This is a genomic window from Fundidesulfovibrio soli (genome assembly GCF_022808695.1).
Classification (GTDB): Bacteria; Desulfobacterota; Desulfovibrionia; order Desulfovibrionales; family Desulfovibrionaceae; genus Fundidesulfovibrio; species Fundidesulfovibrio soli.
In genome coordinates this window covers 635,277-660,529 of record NZ_JAKZKW010000001.1, presented here as the reverse complement: position 1 = coordinate 660,529, position 25,253 = coordinate 635,277, and the positions used below count along the sequence as shown (strand labels likewise).

At 66.7% G+C, this 25,253-nt stretch carries 19 protein-coding genes; 13 read left to right on the top strand and 6 right to left on the bottom strand.

Annotated elements, in window-relative coordinates; translation table 11 throughout:
• The first annotated feature begins 124 nt into the window (after positions 1-124).
• Genes MLE18_RS03030 through MLE18_RS03015 form a run of 4 tightly spaced genes read left to right on the top strand, consistent with a single transcriptional unit; the run spans position 125 to position 5,210 of the window.
• Positions 125-1,363, top strand: coding sequence for a glycosyltransferase (locus MLE18_RS03030; RefSeq protein WP_243367262.1), 1,239 nt, complete (start codon positions 125-127; stop codon positions 1,361-1,363).
• The gene (locus MLE18_RS03025; RefSeq protein WP_243367260.1) at positions 1,360-2,679 is read left to right on the top strand and encodes a tetratricopeptide repeat protein; all 1,320 of its coding nucleotides are present in this window, start codon (positions 1,360-1,362) and stop codon (positions 2,677-2,679) included. The genes MLE18_RS03030 and MLE18_RS03025 overlap by 4 nt, the downstream gene beginning before the upstream one ends.
• Positions 2,663-4,597, top strand: coding sequence for a glycosyltransferase (locus tag MLE18_RS03020; RefSeq protein ID WP_243367258.1), 1,935 nt, complete (start codon positions 2,663-2,665; stop codon positions 4,595-4,597). The genes MLE18_RS03025 and MLE18_RS03020 overlap by 17 nt, the downstream gene beginning before the upstream one ends.
• A gap of 25 nt (positions 4,598-4,622) precedes the next feature.
• The gene (locus MLE18_RS03015) at positions 4,623-5,210 is read left to right on the top strand and encodes a TrmH family RNA methyltransferase (protein ID WP_243367256.1); all 588 of its coding nucleotides are present in this window, start codon (positions 4,623-4,625) and stop codon (positions 5,208-5,210) included.
• Positions 5,211-5,222: 12 nt separating this feature from the next.
• Here the strand turns inward: MLE18_RS03015 and MLE18_RS03010 are convergent, their stop codons facing one another.
• Positions 5,223-6,884 (bottom strand): glycosyltransferase family 2 protein, encoded by a 1,662-nt coding sequence (locus MLE18_RS03010; protein WP_243367254.1) that lies wholly within the window; start codon positions 6,882-6,884, stop codon positions 5,223-5,225.
• Positions 6,885-6,921: 37 nt separating this feature from the next.
• Here MLE18_RS03010 and MLE18_RS03005 point away from each other — a divergent pair, with 37 nt between their 5' ends.
• On the top strand, positions 6,922-7,548 hold the full coding sequence (locus MLE18_RS03005) for an L-threonylcarbamoyladenylate synthase (RefSeq protein ID WP_243367252.1): 627 nt from the start codon (positions 6,922-6,924) through the stop codon (positions 7,546-7,548).
• 1,327 nt (positions 7,549-8,875) lie between these two features.
• Here the strand turns inward: MLE18_RS03005 and MLE18_RS03000 are convergent.
• A complete protein-coding gene (locus tag MLE18_RS03000; protein WP_243367250.1) occupies positions 8,876-9,697 on the bottom strand; it encodes a glycosyltransferase family 9 protein in 822 nt (273 codons plus the stop codon).
• Positions 9,698-9,996: 299 nt separating this feature from the next.
• On the opposite strand from MLE18_RS03000, the gene MLE18_RS02995 reads away from it, so the two are divergent.
• From MLE18_RS02995 to pdxA, 4 genes are all read left to right on the top strand, one after another.
• Complete coding sequence (locus MLE18_RS02995; protein WP_243367248.1) at positions 9,997-10,434, top strand: NUDIX domain-containing protein; 438 nt, start codon at positions 9,997-9,999, stop codon at positions 10,432-10,434.
• Between the two features lie 77 nt (positions 10,435-10,511).
• The gene (gene glgA / locus MLE18_RS02990) at positions 10,512-11,969 is read left to right on the top strand and encodes a glycogen synthase GlgA (protein WP_243367246.1); all 1,458 of its coding nucleotides are present in this window, start codon (positions 10,512-10,514) and stop codon (positions 11,967-11,969) included.
• A gap of 105 nt (positions 11,970-12,074) precedes the next feature.
• The gene (glgB, locus tag MLE18_RS02985) at positions 12,075-14,036 is read left to right on the top strand and encodes a 1,4-alpha-glucan branching protein GlgB (protein ID WP_243367475.1); all 1,962 of its coding nucleotides are present in this window, start codon (positions 12,075-12,077) and stop codon (positions 14,034-14,036) included.
• On the top strand, positions 13,984-14,961 hold the full coding sequence (gene pdxA, locus MLE18_RS02980) for a 4-hydroxythreonine-4-phosphate dehydrogenase PdxA (RefSeq protein WP_243367244.1): 978 nt from the start codon (positions 13,984-13,986) through the stop codon (positions 14,959-14,961). The genes glgB and pdxA overlap by 53 nt, the downstream gene beginning before the upstream one ends.
• 79 nt (positions 14,962-15,040) lie before the next feature.
• Here pdxA and MLE18_RS02975 read toward each other — a convergent pair whose 3' ends face one another.
• Positions 15,041-16,735: a bacteriohemerythrin gene (locus MLE18_RS02975; protein WP_243367242.1), complete on the bottom strand. Its 1,695-nt coding sequence runs from the start codon at positions 16,733-16,735 to the stop codon at positions 15,041-15,043.
• 183 nt (positions 16,736-16,918) lie between these two features.
• Here MLE18_RS02975 and MLE18_RS02970 point away from each other — a divergent pair, with 183 nt between their 5' ends.
• A complete protein-coding gene (locus MLE18_RS02970) occupies positions 16,919-17,578 on the top strand; it encodes a nitrite/sulfite reductase domain-containing protein (protein WP_243367240.1) in 660 nt (219 codons plus the stop codon).
• A gap of 47 nt (positions 17,579-17,625) precedes the next feature.
• The gene (locus MLE18_RS02965; RefSeq protein ID WP_243367474.1) at positions 17,626-18,639 is read left to right on the top strand and encodes a glycosyltransferase; all 1,014 of its coding nucleotides are present in this window, start codon (positions 17,626-17,628) and stop codon (positions 18,637-18,639) included.
• A 254-nt stretch (positions 18,640-18,893) separates the two neighbouring features.
• Here MLE18_RS02965 and MLE18_RS02960 read toward each other — a convergent pair whose 3' ends face one another.
• Positions 18,894-19,163, bottom strand: a complete 270-nt coding sequence (locus MLE18_RS02960) for a hypothetical protein (RefSeq protein ID WP_243367238.1) — start codon at positions 19,161-19,163, stop codon at positions 18,894-18,896.
• On the opposite strand from MLE18_RS02960, the gene dnaA reads away from it, so the two are divergent.
• Positions 19,162-20,496: a chromosomal replication initiator protein DnaA gene (gene dnaA / locus MLE18_RS02955; protein ID WP_243367236.1), complete on the top strand. Its 1,335-nt coding sequence runs from the start codon at positions 19,162-19,164 to the stop codon at positions 20,494-20,496. The genes MLE18_RS02960 and dnaA overlap by 2 nt on opposite strands.
• Before the next feature lie 291 nt (positions 20,497-20,787).
• Here dnaA and MLE18_RS02950 read toward each other — a convergent pair whose 3' ends face one another.
• On the bottom strand, positions 20,788-21,549 hold the full coding sequence (locus tag MLE18_RS02950; protein ID WP_243367234.1) for a UPF0280 family protein: 762 nt from the start codon (positions 21,547-21,549) through the stop codon (positions 20,788-20,790).
• Positions 21,550-21,768: 219 nt separating this feature from the next.
• Here MLE18_RS02950 and MLE18_RS02945 point away from each other — a divergent pair, with 219 nt between their 5' ends.
• Positions 21,769-24,504 carry a tetratricopeptide repeat protein gene (locus tag MLE18_RS02945; RefSeq protein ID WP_243367232.1) on the top strand — a complete coding sequence of 912 codons (2,736 nt, stop codon included), beginning with the start codon at positions 21,769-21,771 and terminating at the stop codon, positions 24,502-24,504.
• A gap of 277 nt (positions 24,505-24,781) precedes the next feature.
• Here the strand turns inward: MLE18_RS02945 and MLE18_RS02940 are convergent, their stop codons facing one another.
• Complete coding sequence (locus MLE18_RS02940; protein ID WP_243310343.1) at positions 24,782-25,099, bottom strand: TusE/DsrC/DsvC family sulfur relay protein; 318 nt, start codon at positions 25,097-25,099, stop codon at positions 24,782-24,784.
• Between the last annotated feature and the right edge of the window lie 154 nt (positions 25,100-25,253).

Sequence of the window (25,253 nt, the reverse complement as noted above, 5' to 3'; positions counted from 1 at the left end):
CTTTTTCTCGCCCCCGCGCCCTGTGGCGCGGGGGCGGTTCCGCCGGGACGGAAGGGCCTTCATCCCGTGCGTGAAAGCGCGCCACGCACACAAGGCCGCCACTCAAGCCCACGGGTTCCCGCTGATGCAGCGCAACGGCCTGACCGTCCTCTTCATCCACTACGATTTCCCCAGCCAGTTCCGCGGGCTGGTGGCCCATTTCCTTGCGCGCCCCGGGGTGCTGGTGGCCGCCATCCAGCAGGCCTGCGCCTCCGCCCCTTTCGAGGGCGTGCATTACGCCACCTATCAGGTTTCAGGCCAGCCCCCGGCCGGCACGCACCCCTACGCCCGCAACATGGAGGCCCAGGTCCGGCGCGGAGCCGCCGTGCTTGAGGCCGCCTGGCGCCTGCGCTCCCAGGGCGTGGTGCCGGACCTGATCTACGTGCATCCGGGGTGGGGCGAGGCCCTGTTTCTGGAGCAGGTCTTCCCCGAGGCCAAGCGCATCGTCTATTGCGAATTCTACTACAGAACCAGCGGGGCCGACGTGGGCTTCGACCCCGAGTTCCCGGCCCCGCCGGAGCTTGGCCCGGTGCTGGCCATGCAGAACACGGCCGTGCTGCACGCGCTCAACACCTGCCACGCCGCCGTGAGCCCCACGCTCTGGCAGAAGCAGGGCCACCCCGGGCATTGGCACCCCCTTATCGAGGTGATCCACGAGGGCATCGACACGGACCTGGTGCGCCCCGACCCTTCGGCGGCGTTGCACTTGGGGCCGGGCCTGCCATCCCTGCGCGCCGGGGACGAGATCGTCACCTACATCTCCCGCGACCTGGAGCCCTACCGGGGCTTCCACACCTTCATGCGCGCCCTGCCGGAGCTGCTGGCCCGCAGGCCCGGCTGCCGCGTGCTGGTGGTGGGCAAGGACGGCCCCGGCTACGGCCCCAACCCGCCGGAGGGCCTCACCTGGCGGCAGAAGCACCTGGCCGAGAACCGCATCGACCTCTCCCGCGTGCACTTCCTGGGGGCTGAGCCCTACAACGTCTACCTCAAGCTGCTCCAGGTGTCGGCCTGCCACATCTATCTGAGCTATCCGTTCGTGTTGTCGTGGTCCTGCATCGAGGCCATGTCCGCCGGGTGCCTGATGGTGGGCTCCGCCACAGCACCTGTGATGGAGGCCATCGAGCACGGGGTCAACGGGCTGCTCACCGACTTTTTCGATCCCTCGGCCCTGGCCTCCACGGTGGCCTCCGCGCTGGAGGCCCCGGCGCGTTTCGCGCACCTGCGCGCGGCGGCCAGGCATACCGCCGTCACCCGGTACGACCACAGCCGCGTCTGCCTGCCCGCGCACCTGCGCATGGCGCAGCGGGTGCTGGAGGGCCGATGAAATCCACGTACTCCCGTCCCGACGCCGAAGCCGAGGCCCAGATCCGCGTCGCCAGGGAAGACCTGCGCACGGCCGAAAGCCTGCTGGCCTCGGGCCAGGCCGACAAAGCCCTGCCCCTGGCCCGGCGCTGCCTGGGCCTGGACGAGACCCACGCCCCGGCCTTGGCCCTGGCTTGCCGTATCTACGCGGCCTTGGGCGACATGGAGCAGGCCCTGGATTGTTCGGGACGGGTGGCGCGCATGGCCCCGGACCTGCCCGCAGCGCGGATGCTCCACGCCTCCTGCCTGCACGCGGCTCGCGATTTCGCCGCCTGCCGTGCCCAATGCCTGAAGGTGCTGGCCCAGGATGCGGACAACCGCGAGGCCCTGCGCTTCCTGCTCTCCAGCGGGTTGTCGCTTGGCGCGGCCCCGTCGCTCCAGGCAGAGGCCGTGCGCCTGGCCTCGCTCTCCGATTCCGTGGAGGACTGGGCCCTGGCCCTGCGCACCCTGGCCGAGGGCTCGGGCGTGCAGCCGTTCGGGCTGGCCGTGCTCCAGGGCGGGCACATCTGCGGCGCGGCGCTGGACCCGCGGCGGCCGCAGGACCAACTGGGCGTGGCTTTCAGCGTGGGCGGCTCCCCGGCGGGGGTGATGGCCGCCGGGCTGACCCACCCGGCCTTCGCCCTGGCCGGCCTGCCGGACGGCCACGCCTTCCGCATGGCCCTGCCCGGAGCCTGGGCGGGCGCGGAGGTGACGGCGGCCCTGGCCGACTCCGGCATCGCCTGTCACGGTTCGCCGCTCAGGCCCGCAGGGTCGGGCGCGGCCCAGGGCAGTGCTGCCGTGGAAATTTCCAACCGCATCGCAGGTCATCTGTGGCATCCGGCCGAACCAGGCAGGCGGCGCATGGTGCGCCTTGAGGACGACGCCGGGCAGGTGCGCGAGGTGCTCGCGGACCGATTCCGGCCTGACCTTCTGGAGAGGGGTCTGCACGACGGGGCGCACGGCTTCGAAGTCGTGTGGGAGGTCGCCGCGCGGAGCGGGTGCTGCGCCCGCGTCGCGGTCAGCGACGCGGCCACGGGCGCGCCGCTGCCGGGATCGCCCGTGACAGTCTGCGACCCCGGGCGCACAATCGGGGCTCTTGCGGCCTACAATGGCTGGCTGCGCCAGGCCTGGCTGGCCCCGGATGCGCCGCCGCCCCTGCCGCTTCAGTGCCGTGGGGAGTTCCTGCGCGCCGTGCGGGAGCGCGGGGCGCTGTGGCTCGCGGAACTCGAAACCCTGTCCGCCGAGGCGCTTCGAGCTGCGGCCGAGGATGAGGAGGACGGCCATGCCCCCCGTGGTTGACGTTCTGGTGCCCGTGTACCGGGGGCTGGCGGAGACCAGGGCCTGCCTGGAGTCGCTGCTGGCGGCCCCGAACCGCGCCGCCATGGAGATCGTGGTGCTGGACGACGCTTCGCCCGAGCCCGAGCTTTCGGCCTACGTGCGCGAACTGGCCGGGCGCGGGCTGGTCACGCTGCTGGTCAACCCAGCGAACCTCGGTTTTCCGGCCACGGTGAACAGGGGCTTCGCCCTGCACCAGGACCGCGACGTGGTGGTGCTCAACAGCGACACCGTGGTCTTCCCCGGCTGGCTGGACAGGCTGGCCCGCGCGGCGCACTCCGCGTCGGACGTCGGCAGCGCGACGCCGTTTTCCAACAACGCCACCATCTGCTCCTATCCACGGCCCAACCAGGACAACTCCGCCCTCCAGGACATCACCCCAGCGGAGCTGGACGCCCTGTTCGCCGCGCGCAACGCCGGGGCCGTGCGCGACCTGCCCACGGCCGTGGGCTTCTGCATGTACATCCGCCGCGATTGCCTGGTGGACGCCGGATATTTCGACGAGCACACCTTCGGCACGGGCTACGCCGAGGAGAACGATTTCTGCCTGCGCTCCGCCAGGCTGGGCTGGCGGCACGTGCTGGCCGGGGACGTGTTCGTCCGCCACAGCGGCCAGGCCTCCTTCGGCGCGGCGCGCAAGCCCGCCCTGGAGCGCAACCTGGCCCTTCTGGAGCGGCGCTTCCCCCTCTATCTGCCCACCGTGCTGGAGTGGAACCGCCAGGACCCCCTGCTGGACCTGCGCCGCAACGTGGACAGGGCAAGGCTGGAGCGCCTGCGCCCGCAACCCACGGTGGTGCAGGTCTGCCACGGGCTTTCCGGCGGCACGGCCCGCAGGCTGCGCGACGAGCGCGCCGAGCTGGCCGCCGCCGGGTTCGCCACGGCCACGCTGCTGCCGGACACGGGGCAGGGCGGGCGCGGCCCGGACCGGGTGCGCCTTGAGGCCACCCAGGCTCCCGATTGCCCCAACCTTCGCTACAGGCTACCCCAGGAGCAGGATCTGCTTGCGGCGGACCTCGCGCGCCTGGGGGCCACGGAGCTGCGCCTGCACCATTTCATGGACGTGCCGCCCGCGCTGCTGGAGCTGGCCGGGCGCATGGGCCTGCCCCAGGACGCGGTGGTACACGATTTCGCCTGGTTCTGCCCCCGCATCAACTGCATCGACGACACCCGCCGTCACTGCGCCGAGCCTTCGCCCGAGGTCTGCCAACGCTGCGTGGACGCCAACGGGGCGGATTTCCGGCCCGAGGGCGGTGTGGCCGGGTTGATCGAGCGCTCCTCGAGAATTCTGCTCGGCTCCAGGCGCGTCGCGGCCCCCAGCGCGGATGCCGCCGGGCGCATGATGCGCCATTTCCCCGGCCTCTCCGTCATGGCCGTGCCACACGGGGAGCCCGCCTTCGCGCCGCCGCCCCCGCCCCCCGCCTGGGACGGGCGCTCCCGCCTGCGCCTGGCCGTGATCGGGGCCATCGGCCCGCACAAGGGCTTCGAGGTGCTCAAGGCCTGCGCCCTGGACGCCGCCCGCCGCGACCTGCCTCTGGAATTTCGTGTGGTGGGCTTCAGCGCGGACGACGCCGCGCTCTACGCCACGGGGCGGGTGCACATCACCGGGGAGTATGCCGAGGAAGAGGCCCTGGAGCTCATCGCCCGCCAGCGCTGCCACGCCGCCCTGTTCCTTTCGGTGTGGCCCGAGACCTGGTGTTACACCCTGACCCAGGCCTGGCGCGCCGGGCTTTGCGCCTTCGGGTTCGACCTGGGGGCCATCGGCGAACGCATCCGGGCCACGGGCTGGGGGTGGCCTGTCCCGCTCTCGCTGGATGGACAAGTGGTCAACGATCACGTACTTGCCGCGTTCTCGGGGCGCGCGCAGCCTGGGCTGCCTCGCTGAATCCACCGACATCGCAGGACAATCCATGAGGGAACGCACCGACAACCGCAAGGAACGCATCCTGGGAGTTCTGGCCCGCAGGCAGAAAGACCTCACCGTGGTGCTCAACAACATCCACGACCCGCACAACGTCTCCGCGGTGCTGCGCAGCTGCGACGCCTTCGGCGTGGCCGAGGCGCACCTGCTCTACACGGACACGCCTTTCCCCACGCTCGGGCACAAGAGCTCGGCTTCCGCCAAGAAGTGGGTGCCCCTCAAGCGCCACAAGTCCGCCGCTGATATGATCAAGGGATTTCGCGGGAAGGGCATGCAGGTGCTCTCCACGGGGTTCGGGCCCCAGGCCAAGCCGCTCACCGACTGGGACCTGACCCTTCCCACCGCCGTGATCATGGGCAACGAGCATGACGGCGTGGCCGAGGAGCTGAACACCCTGGCCCCGGACCACATCTACATCCCCATGCAGGGCATGGTGCAGAGCCTCAACGTCTCGGTGGCCACGGCCGTGATCCTCTACGAGGCCTTCCGCCAGCGCATGGCCAAGGGCATGTACGACGAGCCGGGCTTCACCCCGGAGGAGATCCAGGAGCGCTACGACCTCTGGATCACGAAGTAGCGGAGCCCGCCATCAGCCCTTGCCCTGGAGCGCGGCCTGCAATTGGCGGGAGGCGTCCAGAAGCTGCCGCCAGGCCAGCTCGTGGTTGGAGTGCACCAGGGCGTCGATCTGCTGGTCGGTGTACTTGGACTCCAGCTTGATCTTGTTGCCCTGGATGTGGGCCACCTGGGCGGGGGTGGAGGCCTGGCGCATGCTGGAGTTCTGCACGTGGTCGATGCGCAGCCGCCCGGTGTAGAGGCAGGGCTTGCCAGCCAGCCAGGTGCGGATGTCGCGGTCCAAGTCGTCGAACTGGGTGGGAGTGAAGCGCACGTCGAAGCCGCCCACCTTGTCAAGCAGGGACGTCTCCAGCAGGTGGCAGCACCCCGAGACGGACATGCAGGCCCGTTCATAGCCGAACAGGCCGGCGTCACGCATTCCGGTGCAGTTGCTGAACACGCGCAGGCGCTCGCCGGACTCCGGGGCGTCCTGTCCGGCCAGCCTATGCAGCAGGTGGTAGTCCGCAGATTGGAGGCGGTGCGGGTGGCTGTGGTCGCGGATGGAGCAGCCCACGGTGGAGCACTCGGGGTGGCGCAGGGCGGCATCCAGAAGCAGGGCCAGCCAATCGTTAGGAAGGATCACGTCGTCGTCCAGGAAGGCCGCCCGCTCGCAGGCCCGCACCTGCGGCAGTGAGAGCAGCCAATTGCGCGCCGCCGGAGCCCCCACGTTCACCGGCAGGGTGACCACGCTCAGGCGGTGGGCCCCGTAGCGGTCCCTGGCGGCGGCCAGCGCGTCCGGGGTGGCGTCGGTGGAGCCGTTGTCCAGCACGAACACGGGGTTGTCCCCGATGTCGGAGGCGAAGAGGCTCTCGATGGTCTGGGCGATGAGCGCGGCCTTGTTCCAGCTGTAGGCCAGGATGGCCGTGCGCGTGGGCGGCAGGCCCTTGGGCCGCTTGGGGGCGCGCAGCGCGCAGGCCAGCTGCATGGTCAGGTTGGCGTGCCAGGGCATGGCCCGCCACAAGGGCAGCCAGTGCCGCACCGCCGCGCCGGGGTTGCCGTTTTCGGCGGCCAGCAGACCCGCTATGAACATCCGCCAGGGGCCGAACACCGGTCCCGCGCCGTCGATGGCCGGGGCGAGCCCGTGGGCGTGGTCCAGCTCGGCCGCCAGCCTGGAGTGAAGGTGCGCTTCCAGCCCCGCCTGGTCCAGGATATGTTTCGCCTTGTCGCGGTCGGGCAGGGCCACCAGCTCGTCCCAGGCTTCGCCCAGCCAGGAGAGTGCCGTCTGTCCGCGCACGGCCTGCTCAAGGAAGGTTCCGGCCAGATCGGGGTCCGCAGTAGCCTTGACCTCCTCCCAGAGGGGAGTGGGCGGCAGGGGACGCAGGCGTTTCTTGAGGGCGAGCATGGTCTGGCGCACTTCCGGGGCCAGGAAGCCCTGCGCCCCGTCCAGGGGCAGGAGCATGGCCAGCACTGTTGCGGAGAGCGGCCGCTGCTGCCAGGCCCAGGAGAGCAGGCCCGCGGCGGCCGACATCAACACTTGATTGCCGGGGGCCGAGCGCACTATTGCTTCCGCGAGGCCCCACTGTTGCCAGGGGCTTTCGGTGGAAAGCCCCCAGGTGGGCAGGGGCCCCCGCAGCAGGGCCAGTTGTGCGGGCTCGAACGGCGGGAAACAACCCAGGTACGTATCGGAGGTTTCTGTCATGGCATGTGCGCGTGATGATTGTTCCCCGCAGTCCCGGATGGACAGGGCCGTGCAGGCCCTCGTGGGGGGCGGGTGCGTCGTCTACCCCACGGAGACCTTCTACGCGCTGGGAGCCCTGGTGGGAAGCCCTTCCGCGCTGGCGCGCGTGAACACCATCAAGGGCAGGCCGCGCTCCAAGCCGCTGCCGGTGATCGTGGGCGGCATGGAGCAGCTCGGGCAGGTGATGTCCGCCGACGCGGCCTCCTGGCCGGGGTACGCGGTGGCCATGCTGCTCATGGAGCGCTTCTGGCCCGGCCCGCTCTCCATCATCGTCCCGGCGGCCAAAGGGCTGCCCCCCCAATTGCTGGACGGGCGCGGCAGTGTCTCCGTGCGCTTCACCCCCCACTCCCAGGCCCAGGAGCTTTGCCTGAAGGCGGGCTCCCCGCTGGCGGCCACCAGCGCCAACGTCAGCGGCGAGCCTTCGGTGAGCGATGTTGGCCGGCTTTCCCCGGCGGTGTGCCTCGGAGCGGACTATGTGTTGGCGGGCGACCCGGCTCCGGCGGGCGGGCTGGCCTCCACCGTGGTGCGGCCTCTGGCCAACGGCGAGGCCTACGTCTACCGGGTGGGCGCGCTGCCCCTGGAGGAGATCGAGCGTGTTGGGGTCATCCTGCGCCGCGAAGAGTAGGGAGCGCGTAAAGGTTTTTTTACCCCAAGGTGGCCCTGGGGGCTGTCGGGGGCGGGGAGGTTCAAGTTTTTCTACGATCCTGTGGGAGGGAGAGCGCGGTTGTCGATTATTTAAATACATTATTTCAGTATGTTATATAAATTTTCGACTTCTGTCCCAGGTTGGCCCGCTCCTTGCTACATAGAATGCATTCTTCCTCCTTTTGAAAACAATCTTTCTGAATCGGCTTTCAAGGATACCAGGCCCTTGAAAGCCGCTCTTCATTTTTAGCCCCGGAATAGGCGGCTGCGCCGCCGGGGCCTCTCTCCAGCACACTTCCGTCCGAATCAGGATCACGCTTTCCGCAAGGGGGCGTTGACGGGCTGCCATGGACCGGGCGCAGACCTCGCCGCGGGCAATGGCAGGGATGACGACTCCAACAGGTTGTGCGAACAGGTCCAGAAAGCTGAATGTCGTTTTGCTTCGGCCCGGAGGACTCTCGGGACCCGCATCCAGCCTCGCGGGAAGGGGCGCGCCCCTGACCGACCGGCCTGGTACAAGAAGCTGAACGCCCATCCTCCGCGCGGCGGCATGAGTTGCCAGGTGAGGCCGGCGGGCGTGCTCGCGGATGCTCATCAAGGGCCTGGCTCAATAAGCTGAACGTGAATCCGCGCGCGGCACGAATGGGCGCGCCCAGCCTTGAGGATCAGTCACGTGATCGAACATCCTCTCGCCTTCCAAGTTCAGTACACGGGATGCATTCGCCCCCGAAAGCCTGTGGCCGCTTCGAAGCGGAGCGCGCGCCCTTAGCCCAAGGCTGGCACATGGTTCAAGAAGCTGAACGCCTGACCCTCCGCTTGTTTCTCAAACGACTCTGAGACTCGTGGGGATGCACGCTGGCCGGATCGTTTGGCATGCCGGGCGCATTTGTTTGGAGCCAGCCAGGCGGGACGGAAGGCTGTAGTGCGGCGGCTCGCCATGCCTGCCCCCGGTTCATCTGGCACGAGGCTGCCCCTGACCGGTTGAAGCGATGGAGTTGTGGGACCGGTGTCGCCCCGTCGCAATCGGAGGAACGGTGGGTTCCCGTCTGTTTGCGCTGGGGGCTATGGCAGCGCGGGAGAGTTGGCTTATCAATCGTTCAAGGAATTTTACCGGAGATGGGCGCTGGGGCGGGGCGGGTCTGGGCTGTTCAAGAAATTTTACGATTACCGCACTGCCGTGGAAGGCATGCTTGCGAAATAAACAGTGTTATTTTGATAGTTTAATATGTATTTTCAGCTGTAGCCATGTGTTGGCACGCCGCTTGCTGTATGATGGGTGTTCTTCCTCCTTTTGATAAAACCGGCTTTCAAGGAATACCAGGGCCTTGAAAGCCGGTTTTACAATTTCCAGCCTTTCCCAATAGTTCCAGCACCACTTCCGGGCTGATGCCCTCCAGGCAGGCCGGGCCTAAGCGGCCGAGGCGCCCGCATTCGAGGTCCGCACAGGCGGCCGTGCAGGGCGAGCAGGGCAGTTTCAGCGAAATCTCGTCCATCCCCACTGGTCCCCATCGCGAGAAAGCCGTGGGGCCGAACAGCGACACCCCGGGCACGCCCATCATCCCCGCCAGGTGCATGGGGCCCGTGTCCCCGCCCACCACGGCCCGCGCCGAGGCGATAAGCGCCTCCAACTCCTCCAGGGTCTGGGGGGTGGCCGTCTTCGCGCTCCCCGTGTCCATGCCTCGTTCCAACTCGGCCGGGCCAAGGACCATCAGGGCCTCGCGCCCGTGTTGCTCCAGCATCCGGGCCAGTTCAAGAAAATGTACCAGGGGCCACTGCTTGGCCGGGTGACCGGCCCCGGGGAAAAGCAGCACCGGGCCGTCCGGTTTCGCCACCGCTCCGAATCGATCCCGGAACGCCGACAGCCAGTCCTGAACTATGGGAACCCCGGCCGCCTCCAGGGCGGCCAGCTGGGCCTGGCGGGCGTGCGGCGCGGGGTTGCCAGCCGGCACGGAGGGCAAGAAGGCGCAGTCCAGCCCGGGAGGGATCTCGGGAACCCTTTGCACCACGGGCCAGAATAACCGGCAGCCTGCCAACTCCTCCGGCGCTGCCGAAGCCCCGTGGACGCGCTCCAACGCGCGACGCAGGGCGGGGGGGCACGGTGCGAAGCCCAGCGGTTCGAGCCAGCGCATGCGCTCGGAAGACCCTGCCCAGTACAGCCGCGAACGATGGAAGGCCCTGGAAATGCTCAAGACGGCAGGCCAGGAAAGAAGGAAGTCCCCCAATGCTCCGTGATGAATGAGAATAACCTTGTCAGGCGCGGGTGGGGCAGGTATAGATTGCATCAAAGAGTCTCTTCGCATCCCCCGGACTGGCGTGTAAAGCCCCGCACGCCTCTGAGTCCGTTTCGCGTCCCACGGGGCATGGACGCCACAACGCAGATCTTATGGAATCCTCCTCGCCCTCCACATGCCCGTGTTGCGGGCGGCCCATGCCGGCCTACCGCAACCCCACCCCCACCGTGGATATCGTCATCGCGTGTCCCGGCGGAGGCGTGGTGCTCATCGAGCGGCGCAACGAGCCACACGGCTGGGCGCTGCCGGGCGGCTTCGTGGACTACGGCGAGACGCTCGAGAACGCCGCCATCCGCGAGGCCAAGGAGGAAACCGGGCTGGATGTGGAGCTCACGGGTCTGCTGGGCGTCTATTCCGACCCGGAGCGCGACCCCAGGCAGCACACCCTGGCCGTGGTCTACATGGCGCGCGCCCAGGACATGGCCGCCCTCGGAGCCGGAGACGACGCCGCCAGGGCCCAGATTTTCCCTCTGGACCGGCTGCCCGCCCCCCTCTGTTTCGACCACGGGCGCATCCTGGATGATTACGCGCGCGGCTTCCTCTGGCTCAACACCCGTAAGGGGCGGTGGAAATAACGGCTCGCTTCATGGGATCGTAACCACGCCGGTGTTAACCGGCCGTAGGTGTCTCGCAGCATCGGACGGGGAGCAGCATGCCATTTCATCACAAGGTCGTCTTCATCGCATCCGAGATTTACCCGTTCTCCAAGACCGGCGGGCTTGGCGACGTCCTCGGGGCGCTGCCGCTGACCCTCTCCCGCATGGGCTTGGACGTGGCCGTGATCACGCCGTTCTACGGCCGGTTGAGCACCGGCGAGTTCAAGCTGCGCCTGATCTCTTCGCGCTGCCCCGTGGGTTACCCCTGGGCTCCGATCACGGCCGAGATCTACATGGCCGACTACCACGGCCTGCCCGTCTATTTCATCCAGCGCGGGGAATACTTCGACCGCCGTTTCTACTACAACACTCACGACGGCGACTACTTCGACAACTGCGAGCGCTTCATCTTCTTCTGCCGGGCCTGCCTCGAATGGGCCAGGCGCATGGACATGGCCCCCAGGCTCATCCACGTGCACGACTGGCAGGCCGGCCTGGTGCCCGCGTTCATGCACTTCTGGCGGCAGATCGACCCCTTCTGGCGCGACACCAAGACCATGCTCACCATCCACAACCTGGCCTTCCAGGGGCGCTTCGCCTCGCGCCTCTTCAAGGGGTCGGGGTTGCCGCCCGAAGCCTGGAACATGGACGGCGTCGAATTCTGGGGTGACTTCAACCTGCTCAAGGCCGGCATAGCCTACTCCGACCTGGTGACCACCGTGAGCCCCACATACGCCGAGGAGATCCTCACCACGGAGTACGGCTGCGGGCTGGAGGGCATCCTCTCCAAGCGTAAACATGCCCTGCGCGGCATCCTCAACGGGGCCGACTACTCCGTCTGGGACCCGGGGAACGACCGCTACCTGCCGTGCACCTACAGCGCGGCCGACATCGCCAACAAGGCCGCCTGCAAGCAGAACCTGCTGGACGAGATGGACATGGACCCCATCCTGGCCAAGAGGCCGGTGCTGGGCTTCATCGGCCGCCTGCGCCGCCAGAAGGGCGTGGACCTGCTCATCGACATCCTGCCCGAACTGATGCGCATGGGCCTCGGCGTCGTGGTGCTGGGTGAGGGCAACCTGGAGTTCGAGGCTCAGCTCATGGAGATGATGGAGACCTACCCGGGCAGGCTCTCTGTCCGCATCGGCTACACCGAGGACCTGGCCCACCGCATCCAGGCCGCCTCGGACATCTTCCTGATGCCCTCGCGCTACGAGCCCTGCGGCCTGACGCAGATCTACGCCCTGCGCTTCGGCACGCCCCCGGTGGCCACCAACAGGGGCGGCCTCAAGGACACCATCGTCCCCTACCCGAACCCGGAGTGCACGGGCTTCACCTTCCCCGAGGCCACGGCCGAGTCCTTCCTGCAGAGCATACGCCAGGCCGTGGATGTTTTCTCCAGGCCCGACGAATGGAACAGGATCGTACACCGGGCCATGCGGGCGGACTTCTCCTGGGAACGCTCCGCCGCCCGCTATCTGGAAGTCTACCGCGAACTGGGCATAGACGTTTAGCCGCGCCCGCCCCGGCGCCCACCTTCCGGCCCGGCCCGGCCTTGCCTTTCCGGGCCGGGCCTGCGCCCTGGCGCGTCCGCCTCGCCCGGCGCCAAGGAGTCCACCCTGAGCACTCCCGTCGCGATTCCTCCGTTCGATCTCTACCTCTTCGGCCGTGGAGAGCATTGGGACATCTACCGCATCCTGGGCGCGCACCCCCACCGCGAGGGCGGCCGGGACGGCTTCCGCTTCGCCGTGTGGGCGCCCAACGCCCGCGAGGTGTGCGTGCTGGGCGACTGGAACGGCTGGCGCTTTGGCGAAACCATGCTGCACCCGGTGGCGGCATCGGGCATCTGGGCCGGGTTCGTGCCCGGAGTGGAGCGGGGCCAGCTCTACAAGTTCGCCGTGCGCGACGCCTCCGGCCAGGTGCGCCAGAAGTCGGACCCGTACGCCTTCCGGGCCGAACTCCGCCCGGCCACGGCCTCCGTGGCCTGGGGCCTGGGCGGCTACGACTGGCAGGACCAGGAGTGGATGCAGGCCCGCGCCGGAGCGGGCCTGCCGCTTGACAGGCCCGTGTGCGTCTACGAGGTCCATCCCGGCTCCTGGCGCTGGAGCGGGCCGAACTACGGCGACTTCCTGGACTACGGTCGGCTGGCGGACGAACTCATCCCCTACGTGGCGGACCTGGGCTTCACCCACATCCAGCTCATGCCCATGGCGGAGCACCCCCTGGACGAATCCTGGGGCTACCAGACCGGGCACTACTTCGCCCCCACCAGCCGCCACGGCACGCCCGAGGGCTTCAAACATTTCATCGACCGCTGCCACCAGAGCGGCCTGGCCGTCCTGCTGGACTGGGTGCCCGGACACTTCCCCAAGGACGCCTGGTGCCTGGGCCGCTTCGACGGCACATCGCTCTACGAGCACGAAGACCCGCGCAAAGGCGAGCACCCTGACTGGGGCACATACATCTTCAACTATTCCCGCAACGAGGTGCGCAACTTCCTGCTGGCCAACGCCCTGTACTGGCTGGAGGAGTTCCACCTGGACGGCCTGCGCATCGACGCCGTGGCCTCCATGCTCTACCTGGACTACTCGCGCGAGGACGGCCAGTGGGCGCCCAACGAGCACGGCGGCAAGGAGAACCTGGAGGCCATCGCCTTCCTGCGGGAGCTCAACACCGTGGTCCACGCCCGCTACCCCGGGGCGCTGATGGCCGCCGAGGAGTCCACGGCCTGGGCCGGGGTCTCCCGCCCGGTGAGCCACGGGGGGCTGGGGTTCAGCTTCAAGTGGAACATGGGCTGGATGAACGACACCCTGGAGTACTTCTCCAAGGACCCTTTGTTCCGCCGCCACCACCAGAACACGCTGACCTTCTCCATGCTCTACGCCTTCCACGAGAACTTCATCCTGCCCATGTCGCATGACGAGGTGACCCACGGTAAAGGCTCGCTGATCTCCAAAATGCCCGGCGACGAGTGGCAGCGTTTCGCCAACCTGCGCTGCTTCTTCAGCTACATGTGGGCCCACCCGGGCAAGAAGCTCATGTTCATGGGCGGGGAGTTCGGCCAGTGGCGCGAGTGGACCAGCCGGGAGCCGCTGGACTGGGCCCTGCTGGACTTCCCGGCCCATCAGGGGCTCATGGCCGCCCTGCGCGACCTGAATGGCATCGTGCGCCGGGAGCCAGCAATGCACGCGCTGGACTGCGAGTGGGGCGGGTTCGAGTGGGTGGACCTCTCCGACAGCGCCTCCTCGGTGATCAGCTTCCTGCGCAAGGACGGGCGCGGCGCGCAGATTCTGTGCGTGTTCAACTTTACGCCCGTGGTGCGCAGGGACTATGCTCTGGGCAGCCGCCACCCCGGGCGCTGGCGGGAGATTTTCAACTCCGACGCGGCCTGCTACGGCGGGTCGGGCGTGGGCAACGCCGGCGGCGTGGACGCCGAAAGCCCGGGCCTGGGCCTGTGGCCGCACCAGGTCCGCCTGACGTTGCCTCCGCTGGGCGCGGTATTTTTCAAAGCAGAGGAGCCTTCCGCCGATGCATCCCACGATCCTGACGACCCTGGGCGACCCCAACGGCCTGGGGCCTGAGCTTGTCTGCCGCTGGCTGGCCACGGGGCCGCGCCTGGAGGAGCGCCTCGTGCTCATCGGGCCGGAACCGGCCCTGCTCATCCACGCGGCGCGCCTGAACCTGAAGCCTTGCTGGCGCAAGGGCCTGGAGGATGAGTCACCGGGCGTCACCCTGCTGGAGCCTGAAGGCCTCAACGACTTCACCCCGCGCCCCGGCGAATTCCACGCTTCGGGCGGGCTTGCCGCCGGGCTCTCGCTGGACCTGGCCTGCGACCTTCTGCTCTCCGGGCGCGCGGCGTCCCTCGTCACCTGCCCGCTGAACAAGGCTGGGCTGCACGCGGCCGGGTTCGACTTCCCCGGGCACACCGAATTCCTGGCCCAGCGCGCGGGCCTCGGCCCGCACGACGTGTGCATGCACCTGTGCGGCCCCACCCTGCGCGTGAGCCTGGTGACCACCCATCCCCCCCTGCGGGAGGTGCCCGCCCTGGTGACACAAGAGAAAGTGCTGCACTGCCTGCGGCTCACGGCCCGCTTCGTGAGCGCCCTGGGCCTGCCCGGGCCGGTGGCGGTGTGCGGGCTGAACCCCCACGCCGGGGAATCCGGGCGCATCGGGGACGAGGAGAGCACCATAATCGAACCCGCAATCGCGCGGGCGCGCTCGGAAGGGCTGGACGTGGCCGGGCCTTTCCCGGCGGATACGGTGTTCCACAGGGCCTGGAAGGGCGACTTCCCGGCTGTGCTGGCCATGTACCACGACCAGGGCCTCGGCCCCCTCAAGCTGGTGCATTTCGGCGAATCCGTGAACGTGACCCTGGGGCTGCCCTTCGTGCGAACCTCCGTGGACCACGGCACCGGCTACGACCTGGTGGGGCGCGACTGCGCCAACATGGGCAGCTTCCTGGCCGCGCTGGACCTGGCGCGCAGGCTTTCGCGCCCCGTGGGTTGAGCACCCTCGCCACGGAAAAAATGAGAGCCGGGCATCCTCTGTGGATGCCCGGCTCTTTTTCGCTTCAGTCCGCGCGGGGCTAGGCCCTGGCCAGGCCTCCGTCCAGGAAGGTCTTGGCGTAGCGCTTGTCCTGCTTGCATATGTGCGTGACCAGCCACTCCTTGAGGAAGTCCATCAGCTCCATTGAGACGTTGGCCTGGCCGGACTTCACCTTGCCGATGTAGTCCACCACCTGGCCGGTGAGTTCCGCGTGCATCTTCTTGTGCGAGGCGCTCTCGGCGTACTTGAACTGATCGAAGTACTTCTCCTCGGTGCCGAAGTGGTAGACCGTGTACTCAGCCAGGCCGTCCAGCAGTTTTTCCAGCACGGAGCGGCCCTTGCCCGCCTTCATGGCGGCGTAGAGGTCGTTGATGAGGTCCAGGAGCTTGCGGTGCTGCTCGTCGATGACCTTCACGCCGGTTGCCAGGTCGCTGGTCCAGGCCATGAGCACGCCCGTCTGCATCCCGCTCTTGAGGTCCTCGATGAGCACGGAAAGTTCGCGTGAGAGATCGGAGAGTTCGATAACCGACTGGGCCGAGTCGTGGATGCCGTCGGCGATCTCGCTGGCCACCTGCTCCACCTCGTCGATGGCCTTGCTGATGTGCTGGGAGCTGGCCGACTGCTCCTCCGACGCCGCGGCGATGGAGAGGATCATGCTGGTGTTGGCCTCGGTGTGCGTCAGGATGGCCCCGGCGGACTGGCCGGCGCGCTGGGCCATGGCCGAGGCCTCGTCGGCGCGGGAGACGGCCAGGTCCATGTGCTCCACGTTCTGATGGATGGCGCCCTGGATGGACTTGATGGAGTCGCCCACCTCCTTGGTGGCGTGCATTGTCTTCTCGGCCAGCTTGCGCACCTCGTCCGCCACCACTGCGAACCCGCGTCCGGCCTCGCCCGCGCGGGCGGCCTCGATGGCGGCGTTGAGCGCCAGGAGGTTGGTCTGGTCGGCGATGTCGTTGATGACGTTGATGATCCTGTCGATGCTGCGGGCCTGCTCGCCCAGGCTGCCCATGTTTTCTTTGAGTACGCCGGTGGCCTCGTTGACCTTGGCGATGGCCGAGAGAGTCTCGGAGGCGATGCGCGCGCTGGCCGCGGCCTCCTCCTTGGAGTTTTCGACGCGCACGGAGGCGTCGGAGGAACTGCGGGAAATGTCGGTGATGGCCATGTTCATCTCGCCCATGGCGGTGGCCGTCTCGACCATGCGCTGCTTCTGCAGGTCGGCACCCTCGGAGATGCGCTCCATCTGGTTGGAGAGCGCCCCGGCCGAGGCCAAGACGCGGCGGACAACATTCTCCAGTTTGCCTGCCGCGCCCAGGAGGTTTGCGGCGCGGGACTCCTCGGCCAGGCGGGAAGCTTCCTGGGCCTGGAGGATGGCGTCGTCACAGGCGGCGTTTCTGAGGGCCATCTCCGCCTCCAGGCGCGCGTGGGTCTCCTGGGCGTCCTTGAGGCAGCGGGCAAGTTCGCAGAAAGCGTGCGAAAACACCTTGAACTCGCCGTTGATGTTAATGCACTCCGTGGCGGGGAGCTTCATTTCCAGGGCCTGTTTGGCCATGGTCTCCAGCCCGGCGAGCGGAAGCGCGATGATCGCTACGTGGACCGCGGCCGCAATGAGCACGACAACGGTCATAGCTATGCTCAGCCAGGCGGGAGCGCCGCCGGAAAGCGAGAAGGCCGCCAGGGTGGCGGCCAGCAGGGACGCAATGACCAATAAGCAAGACTGGAGCGTTCTTATAGACATGGATGCACCTCATCGCAATGGTGAGTCTAACTGTATTCAATGTCAAAGCGCCCTGCAAGTCTGACACTTTACAATTTGCCAATTATTCTACAAAAACAACGCCACACGGTGACCCTCAGGAGGGGCACCGGTTTAGGTAGGGACACAAACAATACTCAATCCTATTCATAAGCAGGAATCACAATGGAAAAGCAGGAAGCGCCCCGCGGGGCCATCCTTCAGCGTGACGGCGAGACCTGGGCGATCGTGCCCCGTACCCCCGTGGGGCTCATCACCCCCGAGGTGCTCGACGCCTTGAACACGGTGGTGAAGAAGTACTCCATCCCCATCGTCAAGATCACCTCGGGCCAGCGCATCGCCCTGGTGGGCATGAAGGCCGAGCAGGTGGAGCCCATCTGGGCTGACCTGGGCACCCTGGTGGGCCAAGCCATTGAGCTGTGCGTTCACTTCGTGCAGGCCTGCCCCGGCACCAGCGTGTGCCGCTTCGGCGTGCAGAACTCGCTGGGCCTGGGCCTGGAGTTGGAGAAGCTCTACGTGGGCATGGAGCTGCCGGCCAAGGTCAAGATGGGCGTCTCGGGCTGCCCGCTGTGCTGCGCCAGCTCCCTGGTGCGCGACATCGGCGTGATCGGCAAGAAGGACGGCTTCACCGTGGCCTTCGGCGGCCACTCCGGCGGCAAGCCCCGTGCGGCCGACATCGTGGCCGAGGGCCTGGACCAGGACCAGGTGGTTGCCCTGGTGAAAAAGCTCCTGGACTACTACCGCGACAACGCCAAGAAGAAGGAACGCTGCGCGCGCTTCGCGGAGCGCGTGGGCATCGAGGCCATCAAGGCCGCGGTGTTGTAAGCCGAAGGGCCGCTCCGAATGGGGCGGCCCTTTTTCATATCTCTATGATGATATCCGTCCTGCTCCCCGTGCGCGACGCGGCGGCGCACCTCCCCGCCTGCCTGGACAGCCTCCTGGCCCAAACGCTCGCTGATTTCGAGATTGTCGCCGTGGACGACGGCTCAACGGACCAGGGCCGGACGCTGGCCCTGCTGCAAGCCTACGCCGCCAGGGACGCCCGGGTGCGGGTGCAGGCCGCGGAGCACCAGGGCATCGCCTCGGCGCTCAACCTCGCGGCCTCGCAGGCCCGGGGGCGCTACCTGGCCCGCATGGACGGGGACGACGTCTGCCACCCGGAGCGGTTCGCCCTGCAGGCGGCGGCCCTGGACGCCAGCCCGGAGCTGGACGCCGTGGGCTGCCTGGTGCGTTACGGGGGCGACCCGCAAGCCTGCGGGGGCTACGCCCGCCATGTGGACTGGCTCAACACCCTTCGGAACCACGGCCAGATGCGCCTGGGCGTCTTCCGGGACGCCCCCCTGGCCCATCCCTCGGCCATGTTCCGAACCTCGTCCTTCCATCGCCTGGGCGGCTACCGGCAGGGGCCATTCCCCGAAGACTACGAGCTCTGGCTGCGCTGGCTGGAGGCAGGCGCTCGCCTGGGCAAGGTGGCCGAAACCCTGCTGACCTGGAACGATCCCCCACTCAGGCTTTCGCGCACGGACCCGCGCTACGGGCAGGACAGCTTTCACCGGCTCAAGGCCGAATACCTGGCCCGGTGGCTGGCCCGGCACAATCAGCATCATCCCGTGGTCTGGGTGGTGGGGGCGGGCAGGGTGACCAGACGCAGGGTGGAGCACCTGCAGGCCCATGGAATCCGCGTCCAGGCCTACCTGGATATCGACCCCAGAAAGATCGGCAACCATGTCGGCGGGATACCCGTAATGCACCACAGGGATCTTCCCCCCGCCGGAGAGGCCTTCGTGCTCAGCTACGTGAGCAACCCGGGCGCACCCGAACTGATAGCGGATTTCCTCAATTCCAGGGGCTACCGTCAGGGCTTGGACTATCTCCAAGCAGGATGAGGGTTTGGCGGTATATGCCGAAAAAACGCCGAAAATAAGGAAAAACGACCGTTTTGGTCTTGACTCGCCTTTTGGGTGACTCGGATGACGTTTGCGTCGCGTTTCTTTGTCAAAATTATTTGTCATTATATTTAAGCTGCTTATGAGCATATTGAACGAAAGGCCCTGATGCGGGGAATGCTCAGGAAGGCCCGCTACAAGCGACAATCCGAGAAAATGGCGCGAAACATGAAATTAATGCGGATGAAAAAGAACTAAAACTTGAATAATCTCGTAAAAATCAATCTTGTGCCTGTGGAAAACTTTTTCAACACCTGTTGAAAAAAATGTGGCCTCCAGGTCGCCAAGCCTTGTCCTTCGGTGCTTCCCGACCTGTCAGCCATCGTCGCCCCTGAAGCGGCTTTTTGCAAACTGGATCGAGATATCAAGTGGTTATGTTTTGGATAACCACCCAAGGCCGTGATGAGCACAGGGCGTTTATCCGGGTTGAGAAAAAAAGCCAGGAGAAGCATCAACTTCTCCATGACGCATCCGACCTGGAACCACATCCTCCATATACTCGAACGCAGCCTGAATCCCGGTCTGTATCAAGTATGGATAAAGCCCCTCTCGGCCGCCGTGGCCGATGGGCGCATCTGTTTGACGGCGCCCAACGAGTTCGTGGCGGCCTGGGTGCGCGACCGCCTCACCGGGCAGATCGCTGAAGCCGCGGCCCAGGTCATGGGGGGGGCGCCCGCCATCTCCGTGACGGCCCGCGACACGTCCGTCACCCCCTTGATCGAAACCTCAACAGCCCTTCCCGCACCCAAGCCGGAAGCCCCCGCGCCCGCCGGCGACTGCGTTGACCCGGCGTTCCGCTTCTCCTTCGACCAGTTCGTGGTCGGCCCCTCCAACGCCCTGGCCTATGAGGCCTCCCTGGGCCTGTGCAGGCGCAACCTGCCGGCCAACCAGCTGTTCATCAGCGCGGGGCCGGGGCTGGGCAAGACCCACCTGAGCCAGGCCATCGGCCGCATGATGCTCGCGGACATGAAGCAGGCCAAGCCCAAGGTGCGCTATCTGTCGGCGGAGGAGTTCTCCTCCCGGCTGATTCTCTCCATCAAGATGCGCGAGATGGACCGCTTCAAGGCCAGATTCCGCGAGAACGTGGACATCCTCATTCTGGAAGACATCCATTTCTTCCAGGGCAAGCTCAAGCTGCAGGACGAACTGCTCAACACCATCAACACCCTGGAGTCCCGGGGATGCCGGGTGGTGTTCACCAGCTCCTTCCTGCCCAAGGAGCTCTCCGGCCTGGACAACCAGCTGGCCTCCAGGCTCGGCGCGGGCTTCCTGGCCACCATCGACCAGCCCGACTACGCCACCCGCCTGAACATCCTGCGCCGCAAGGCCAGCCTGCATCAGGTCCTGCTCCCCGAAGACGTTGCCGACCTGCTGGCCAACAAGCTGCGCACGGACATCCGCCAGCTCGAGTCCTGCCTCCAGAACCTGGCGCTCAAGGCGCGCATCCTGGGGCAGGGCATCTGCATGGACATGGCCTGGGACGTGCTGCGCAACTACGACCTGGAGCAGCCCAGCATCAACCTGGACCAGATCGTGGACTACGTGTGCAACGTCTACAGCATCCAGCGCGAGCACCTTGTATCCAAGAGCCGCAAGCGCCAGCATGTGATCGCCCGCAACACGGCCTTCTTCCTGGCCCGCAAGCACACCCCCCTCTCCCTGCAGGACATCGGGCAGCGCTTCAACCGCAGGCACTCCACCGTGGTCAAGGGCATCACCGCAGTGGAGCGGCAGCTGACCCTGCAGACCCCGCTGGGCAGGCAGCTGGAGACCGCCATCGACCGTCTGGCCCAGTAGCTTCAGCTGGATAATTTGACACAGATGATTGGGGCGGCGCTGCCTCCCCAAGCCCCTCCGCCCAGACTCTCGGGCAGGGGGGTGACTCCCCCTGCATCCCCAACAGCTTCGCGTTCATGGGTGCGAATGTTGTGAGCACCGGGAAAACATAAAATCCGGGAAGGCCAGCCTTCCCGGATTTTGATTTGCGGGATCCAGGGGGATCATCCCCCTGGCGGGGCGTGGGGCGGCGCCCCACTCTTTGTCTGGATGACGGGCAGCGCCACATCCGTTTCAGATATGCGGTTCGCCTCAGCCCTGCCCGTCCTCCAGGACGGCCAGCTCCATGTCTCCCCAGACGCCCACCTGGCCCTCGACCTGGACGAACACGCCCAGCACACCCACGGCGGCCATCTCCTGGGCGCGCTCCAGGACCAGGGGCAGGTGCTCCGGGCTGCGGGCCAGGTTGCCCAGGGTGGTGGCTGCGGCGTCGGCCAGCGCCCCGGAGCGGGCCTTGACGGTCACCAGATCGGCGGCCCCGAAGGAGAGCGAGTGGCCGATGGTGGCCGAGGAGCCGCAAAGGGCCAGCGGGCTTTCCTGAGGCTCCACGCGCAGGGCCAGCCTTGCGCCCTGAACGGGCTTGGCCAGCAGTGCCACGAGCCTGGGCCGGGTGGTGTGGATGTAGATGTCGCCGCCGTTCTCCACCAGGATGTCGGGCGACAAGGGGGCGAAATAATCCGCCACGGCCTGGGCCACGGCCCCGGCCACGGCGGCCATGGGCCCCACCTGGCAGAGCCTGGAGGCGTCCAGCATGGCCCGGACCACGGGGGGGGCCGACTCTTCTCCCGGCTGCAAGGGGAGGGGCGTGAGGGAGTGGCGGAACTCGGGATGCAGCAGGATATGGTTGGTGAGCCCGGCGCGAACCTCGGTCAGATAGGCTCCGACCTCATCCGAGAGGTTCTTCCGGGCCGTGATGCGCAGGTCGGACTCCCCGGCGACGACCTGGAAGAAGGTCTCGCCCGGGGCGGGGCGCAGGGCTTGCCGGTAGGCCCTGTTGGGGTCCGTGTGGATCATCCGCTTTCTCCGGTGCTGGCGTGAGGCCGCGCGGGCTTTGGCCCGCCGGGGCGAGACTGCCACGGGCCCACACGTCGGACAAGCCCTTTGCTTGCCGGAATCGTGCTTCGGGAGTAGCCCTGGCACGAGGGGCTCAGCAGGCCCGGCCTAATGGAAATCCCTGTTGCGGCCGATGTGACGGCAAGATCCTCGCGATCCCCAAAGGAGATGCAGCCCAGAATGCACAGGTTGTCACAACTCGTCGACCAACTGCCCCAGATGGCCAATCCCCGGCTTGCGGCCCCGGGGATTGGGGTCTGGCTGGTCTGGGAAGGGCAGCTCTCTACCATCGTCGGTCAGATATTCAATGACTTCGGCGGTTTTCTTCAGGCAGAGGAAGAGAACCAGAGCCTGTGGTTCTTCTTCGGGGACGAAGCGATCAAGGCCTTGGGCAGGCTCTCAGGCTTCGCCCGGGTCAACCGTCTGCCCCTGCTCATCCAGCTCTTCCCGGCCTCGCTGCTGATCGGCTACAAGTTCGAGCGGAGCTTCACCTGCTCAGAGGATTTTCTGGCCCAGGAGGCAGCCCCCCCGCAGGACCTGGAGATGCTGGTCCACCCGGCGTTCGAAGGCCTGGTGCAGCCCCTGCCGGGCATGAACCTGAAGCCCGCGCTCCCTGTGCCCGGTCTCTCGCCGGCGCCGTACGGGCAGCTCACGGCGGACATCGCCATGGCGCAGGACTCCCCGCTGGGCTGGTACTTCATGCTGCGCCCCCTGGGCGATCCGCTGGACAAGAACACGGCCGAGGGCTGGCGGGCCATCTTTTCGGAGCTTCAGTCCCTGCTGGAGCGCATCGCCGCGAAATACATCTCCCACGAAGGATACCTGATCTTCGGGGTGGACAACGTGCGCTCGTTCCGCAACGTGGTCCGCGAACTGCTCACCCTGGAGGAGTCCATCCGGTCCGCGGATTCCGGCAAGAAGTACTGGCCGTGCGTCATGGCCTGCACACTCAAGCTGGGGCAGCACCTCAACAAGGATCTGCCCAGGCGCATCAACCTGGACTGGACGGACATCGCACCCGATTACCCGCACATGAGCTTCCGCTCGGCCTTGTATCTGGGGCCGGGTTTCCGCGTGAACGACGTGCGCCGGGCCTCGAGCAACCCAACCATCGACGACTGGTGCAGCATCTCCCTGGTAGAGGAGGATGGGGAGCCAGACATCCAGGACGAGGTTCCCTTCAAACCCCCGGCGAACCTGCTGGCGGGCAGCCTCACCCCGTGCTTCTACTGCGGACTCACCAGCCACGAGCCGGTGAGCTGCCCCTCCAAGTCTCTCCAGGATGCCGACCCCGGCGTGTGGGACAGGTTGGGCCTCATCGACATGGCCAAGCTGGAGGAGGCCGGGATGGGCATCAACCAGCTCATCGCCTCCGAAGGCCCGGGGGCGCTTCGCGGGCTTCTCGACGCCAAGGACGAGCGCGAGACCATCGTGCGGGGAATCTTCGAAATCGCCTATTTCAGCCAGCTGCGCTGCGTGGACCGCATCTGGCGCAGCACCGGCAAGGAGCTGCCCGGCGGTTTGGATACGCTCAACGCGCCCAACGACGGAGTGTACCTCTGGGACGCCCTGGATATGGCCAAGGCCGGGGCGCATGAGAACTTCGAGCAGGAGATCACGGCCAAGCTCGCAGCCTACGGGCGCGGCTTCCAGCCTCGCAGCGTGCAGGGCTTCGTGGCCATGGAGCAGGGCGACTGGAGCCGCGCCGGGTATTTCTGGCAGGAGGCCGCCCGCAGCGCCTATACGCCGCTGCAGCGCGGGTGGCTGTATTATCTCGAGGCGCGCGGTTTCGAGGTGCAGGGCGACTATACCCAGGCCGCCGGGCTTTACCGCCAGGCACGCTCGGAATGCCCCCGCTGGATAGAGCCGGGTTACCGGCTCGGGGTCTGCCTGGTGAAGCAGGGCTTCACCGACAGGGGGATGAACGAGATCGGCGACCTGCTCCGCCTGGACCCCAACATCTTCAACCGCGTGTTGATCGATCCCGAGCTGGAGCGTGGGCGCATCCACATCCTTTCGGCCCTCAAGACCCCCTGGAGCGAGGCCAAGACGGCCAGGGACGAGAAGCTGGACGCGGTCAAGTGCCTGCCGGACTACCTCAAGAGCTGGTTCAGGGACGACCACCCCTTCCTGCAGGAAGGAGTCCGCCACGCGCAGGAACTCGGCGGCATGTGCGCCATCAGCAACTACGTCTGCTTCATCTGCGTGGTACGCCAGTACGAAGCCCTGCAGGCCGACCTGCGCAAGGCCGTGGAGCAGTCCACACGCGAGCTTGGCAGAACGCTGGAATCGCTCCATCTCGAGCTCAAGGCCATCCATCACGAGGCCGCCTGGTTCCCGTTCGGCAAGCTGCTGCGTGAATTCAACAAGGACTACAACTCCTGCGCGGCCAAGCTCAACTGGATGCGCACGGCCTCCATGCAGGTGGCCGCAAACTTCCGCAAAAGCCAGGACTATGTGGAGGAAATCGAGGCCACCATTACGCTGCTCAAGGCCAGGCTTGTGACGCTGCGCATCGTACGGGACTCCACGTTGTTCGTGCTTCTGCTGGGCAAGAGCTTCATGTGGCTGGAGCTCGTGGGCATGGTGCTCTCGCTGGTCGCGGTGCCGGGGATAATCTACCTTTCCCAGAAATTCGGCCAGACCTGGATCGCTGACATGCTCTCCAGCCAGAAATGGCAGGTGCAGAAGGGGCTGATCATCATTGTGAGCATCGTAGCCATGGGCTTGGCTTCGGTGAAGACGGCCCTCACGTTCGAGAAAAAGCGCGCGGAACTCTTCAAGGAGGGCGAGGCGCGTGAGGCCAAGGCTGCCGTGGGCAAGGGGAAGGGCTCGGCGAAATCCGCCCCGGGGAAAGGCTCCTCCAAGGCCCTGCCCGCCGGCAAGGCCGAGTCCAAGGGCGGCAAGAAGAAATAACCGGGCATGTGGTGGCCGCGCGGCTCCAGGAGGGCAGGCTGCCGTGACACCCGGCGGCCCCAAGGGGCCAAATGGCCGGGGCACCCAGCGGGCGGGGCGGCATGCGGTCCGGGACTCCGAATGGCCGCGGGCATCGAGCGGCCGGTGGCCCGGATGACCTTGGCCGCTAGACGGCTTCAGACGCGAACGACCCCGGGCGGGCGGCCCGGCGCAAGGGCGCAAAAAAAACGGGCCCCCGAAAGGGGGCCCGCTTCTACATCAGTGAAGTCTGTAAGGACTACACGCAGCCGGTGGGCTTGGGCAGGCCGGCCATTTTGCAGGCGCCTTTGCCGGGGCCGGAGGGGAACAGCTCATAGATGTGCTTCAGCTTGTACCCGGTGACCTTCGAGAGGATGCGGACCATCGGAGCGATGCCGTTCTTCTTGTAGTAGTCCTGCAGGAACTCGATGACCTTGTTGTGCTCATCGTTGAGATCCTTGATGCCCTCGGACTCTTTCACGTACTCAACCCAGTCAGGGTTCCAGTCCTCGAAGCGCTGCAGGAAACCGTCCTCGTCAACCTCGAAGGTCTTGCCCTTGAATTCAACAGTGGCCATTCTCCATCCTCCTTGGCGTTGCTTGAACAATCTATCGGTTGCCTTGAGTTGCCGTGGATACCTCAACAAGAGGAATCCGAACCGTAAACAGCTACCCGCTGTCTTGGTACCATCATGGGACGCATGGCTCTTATCTGAAGACCGTGCTTCACGC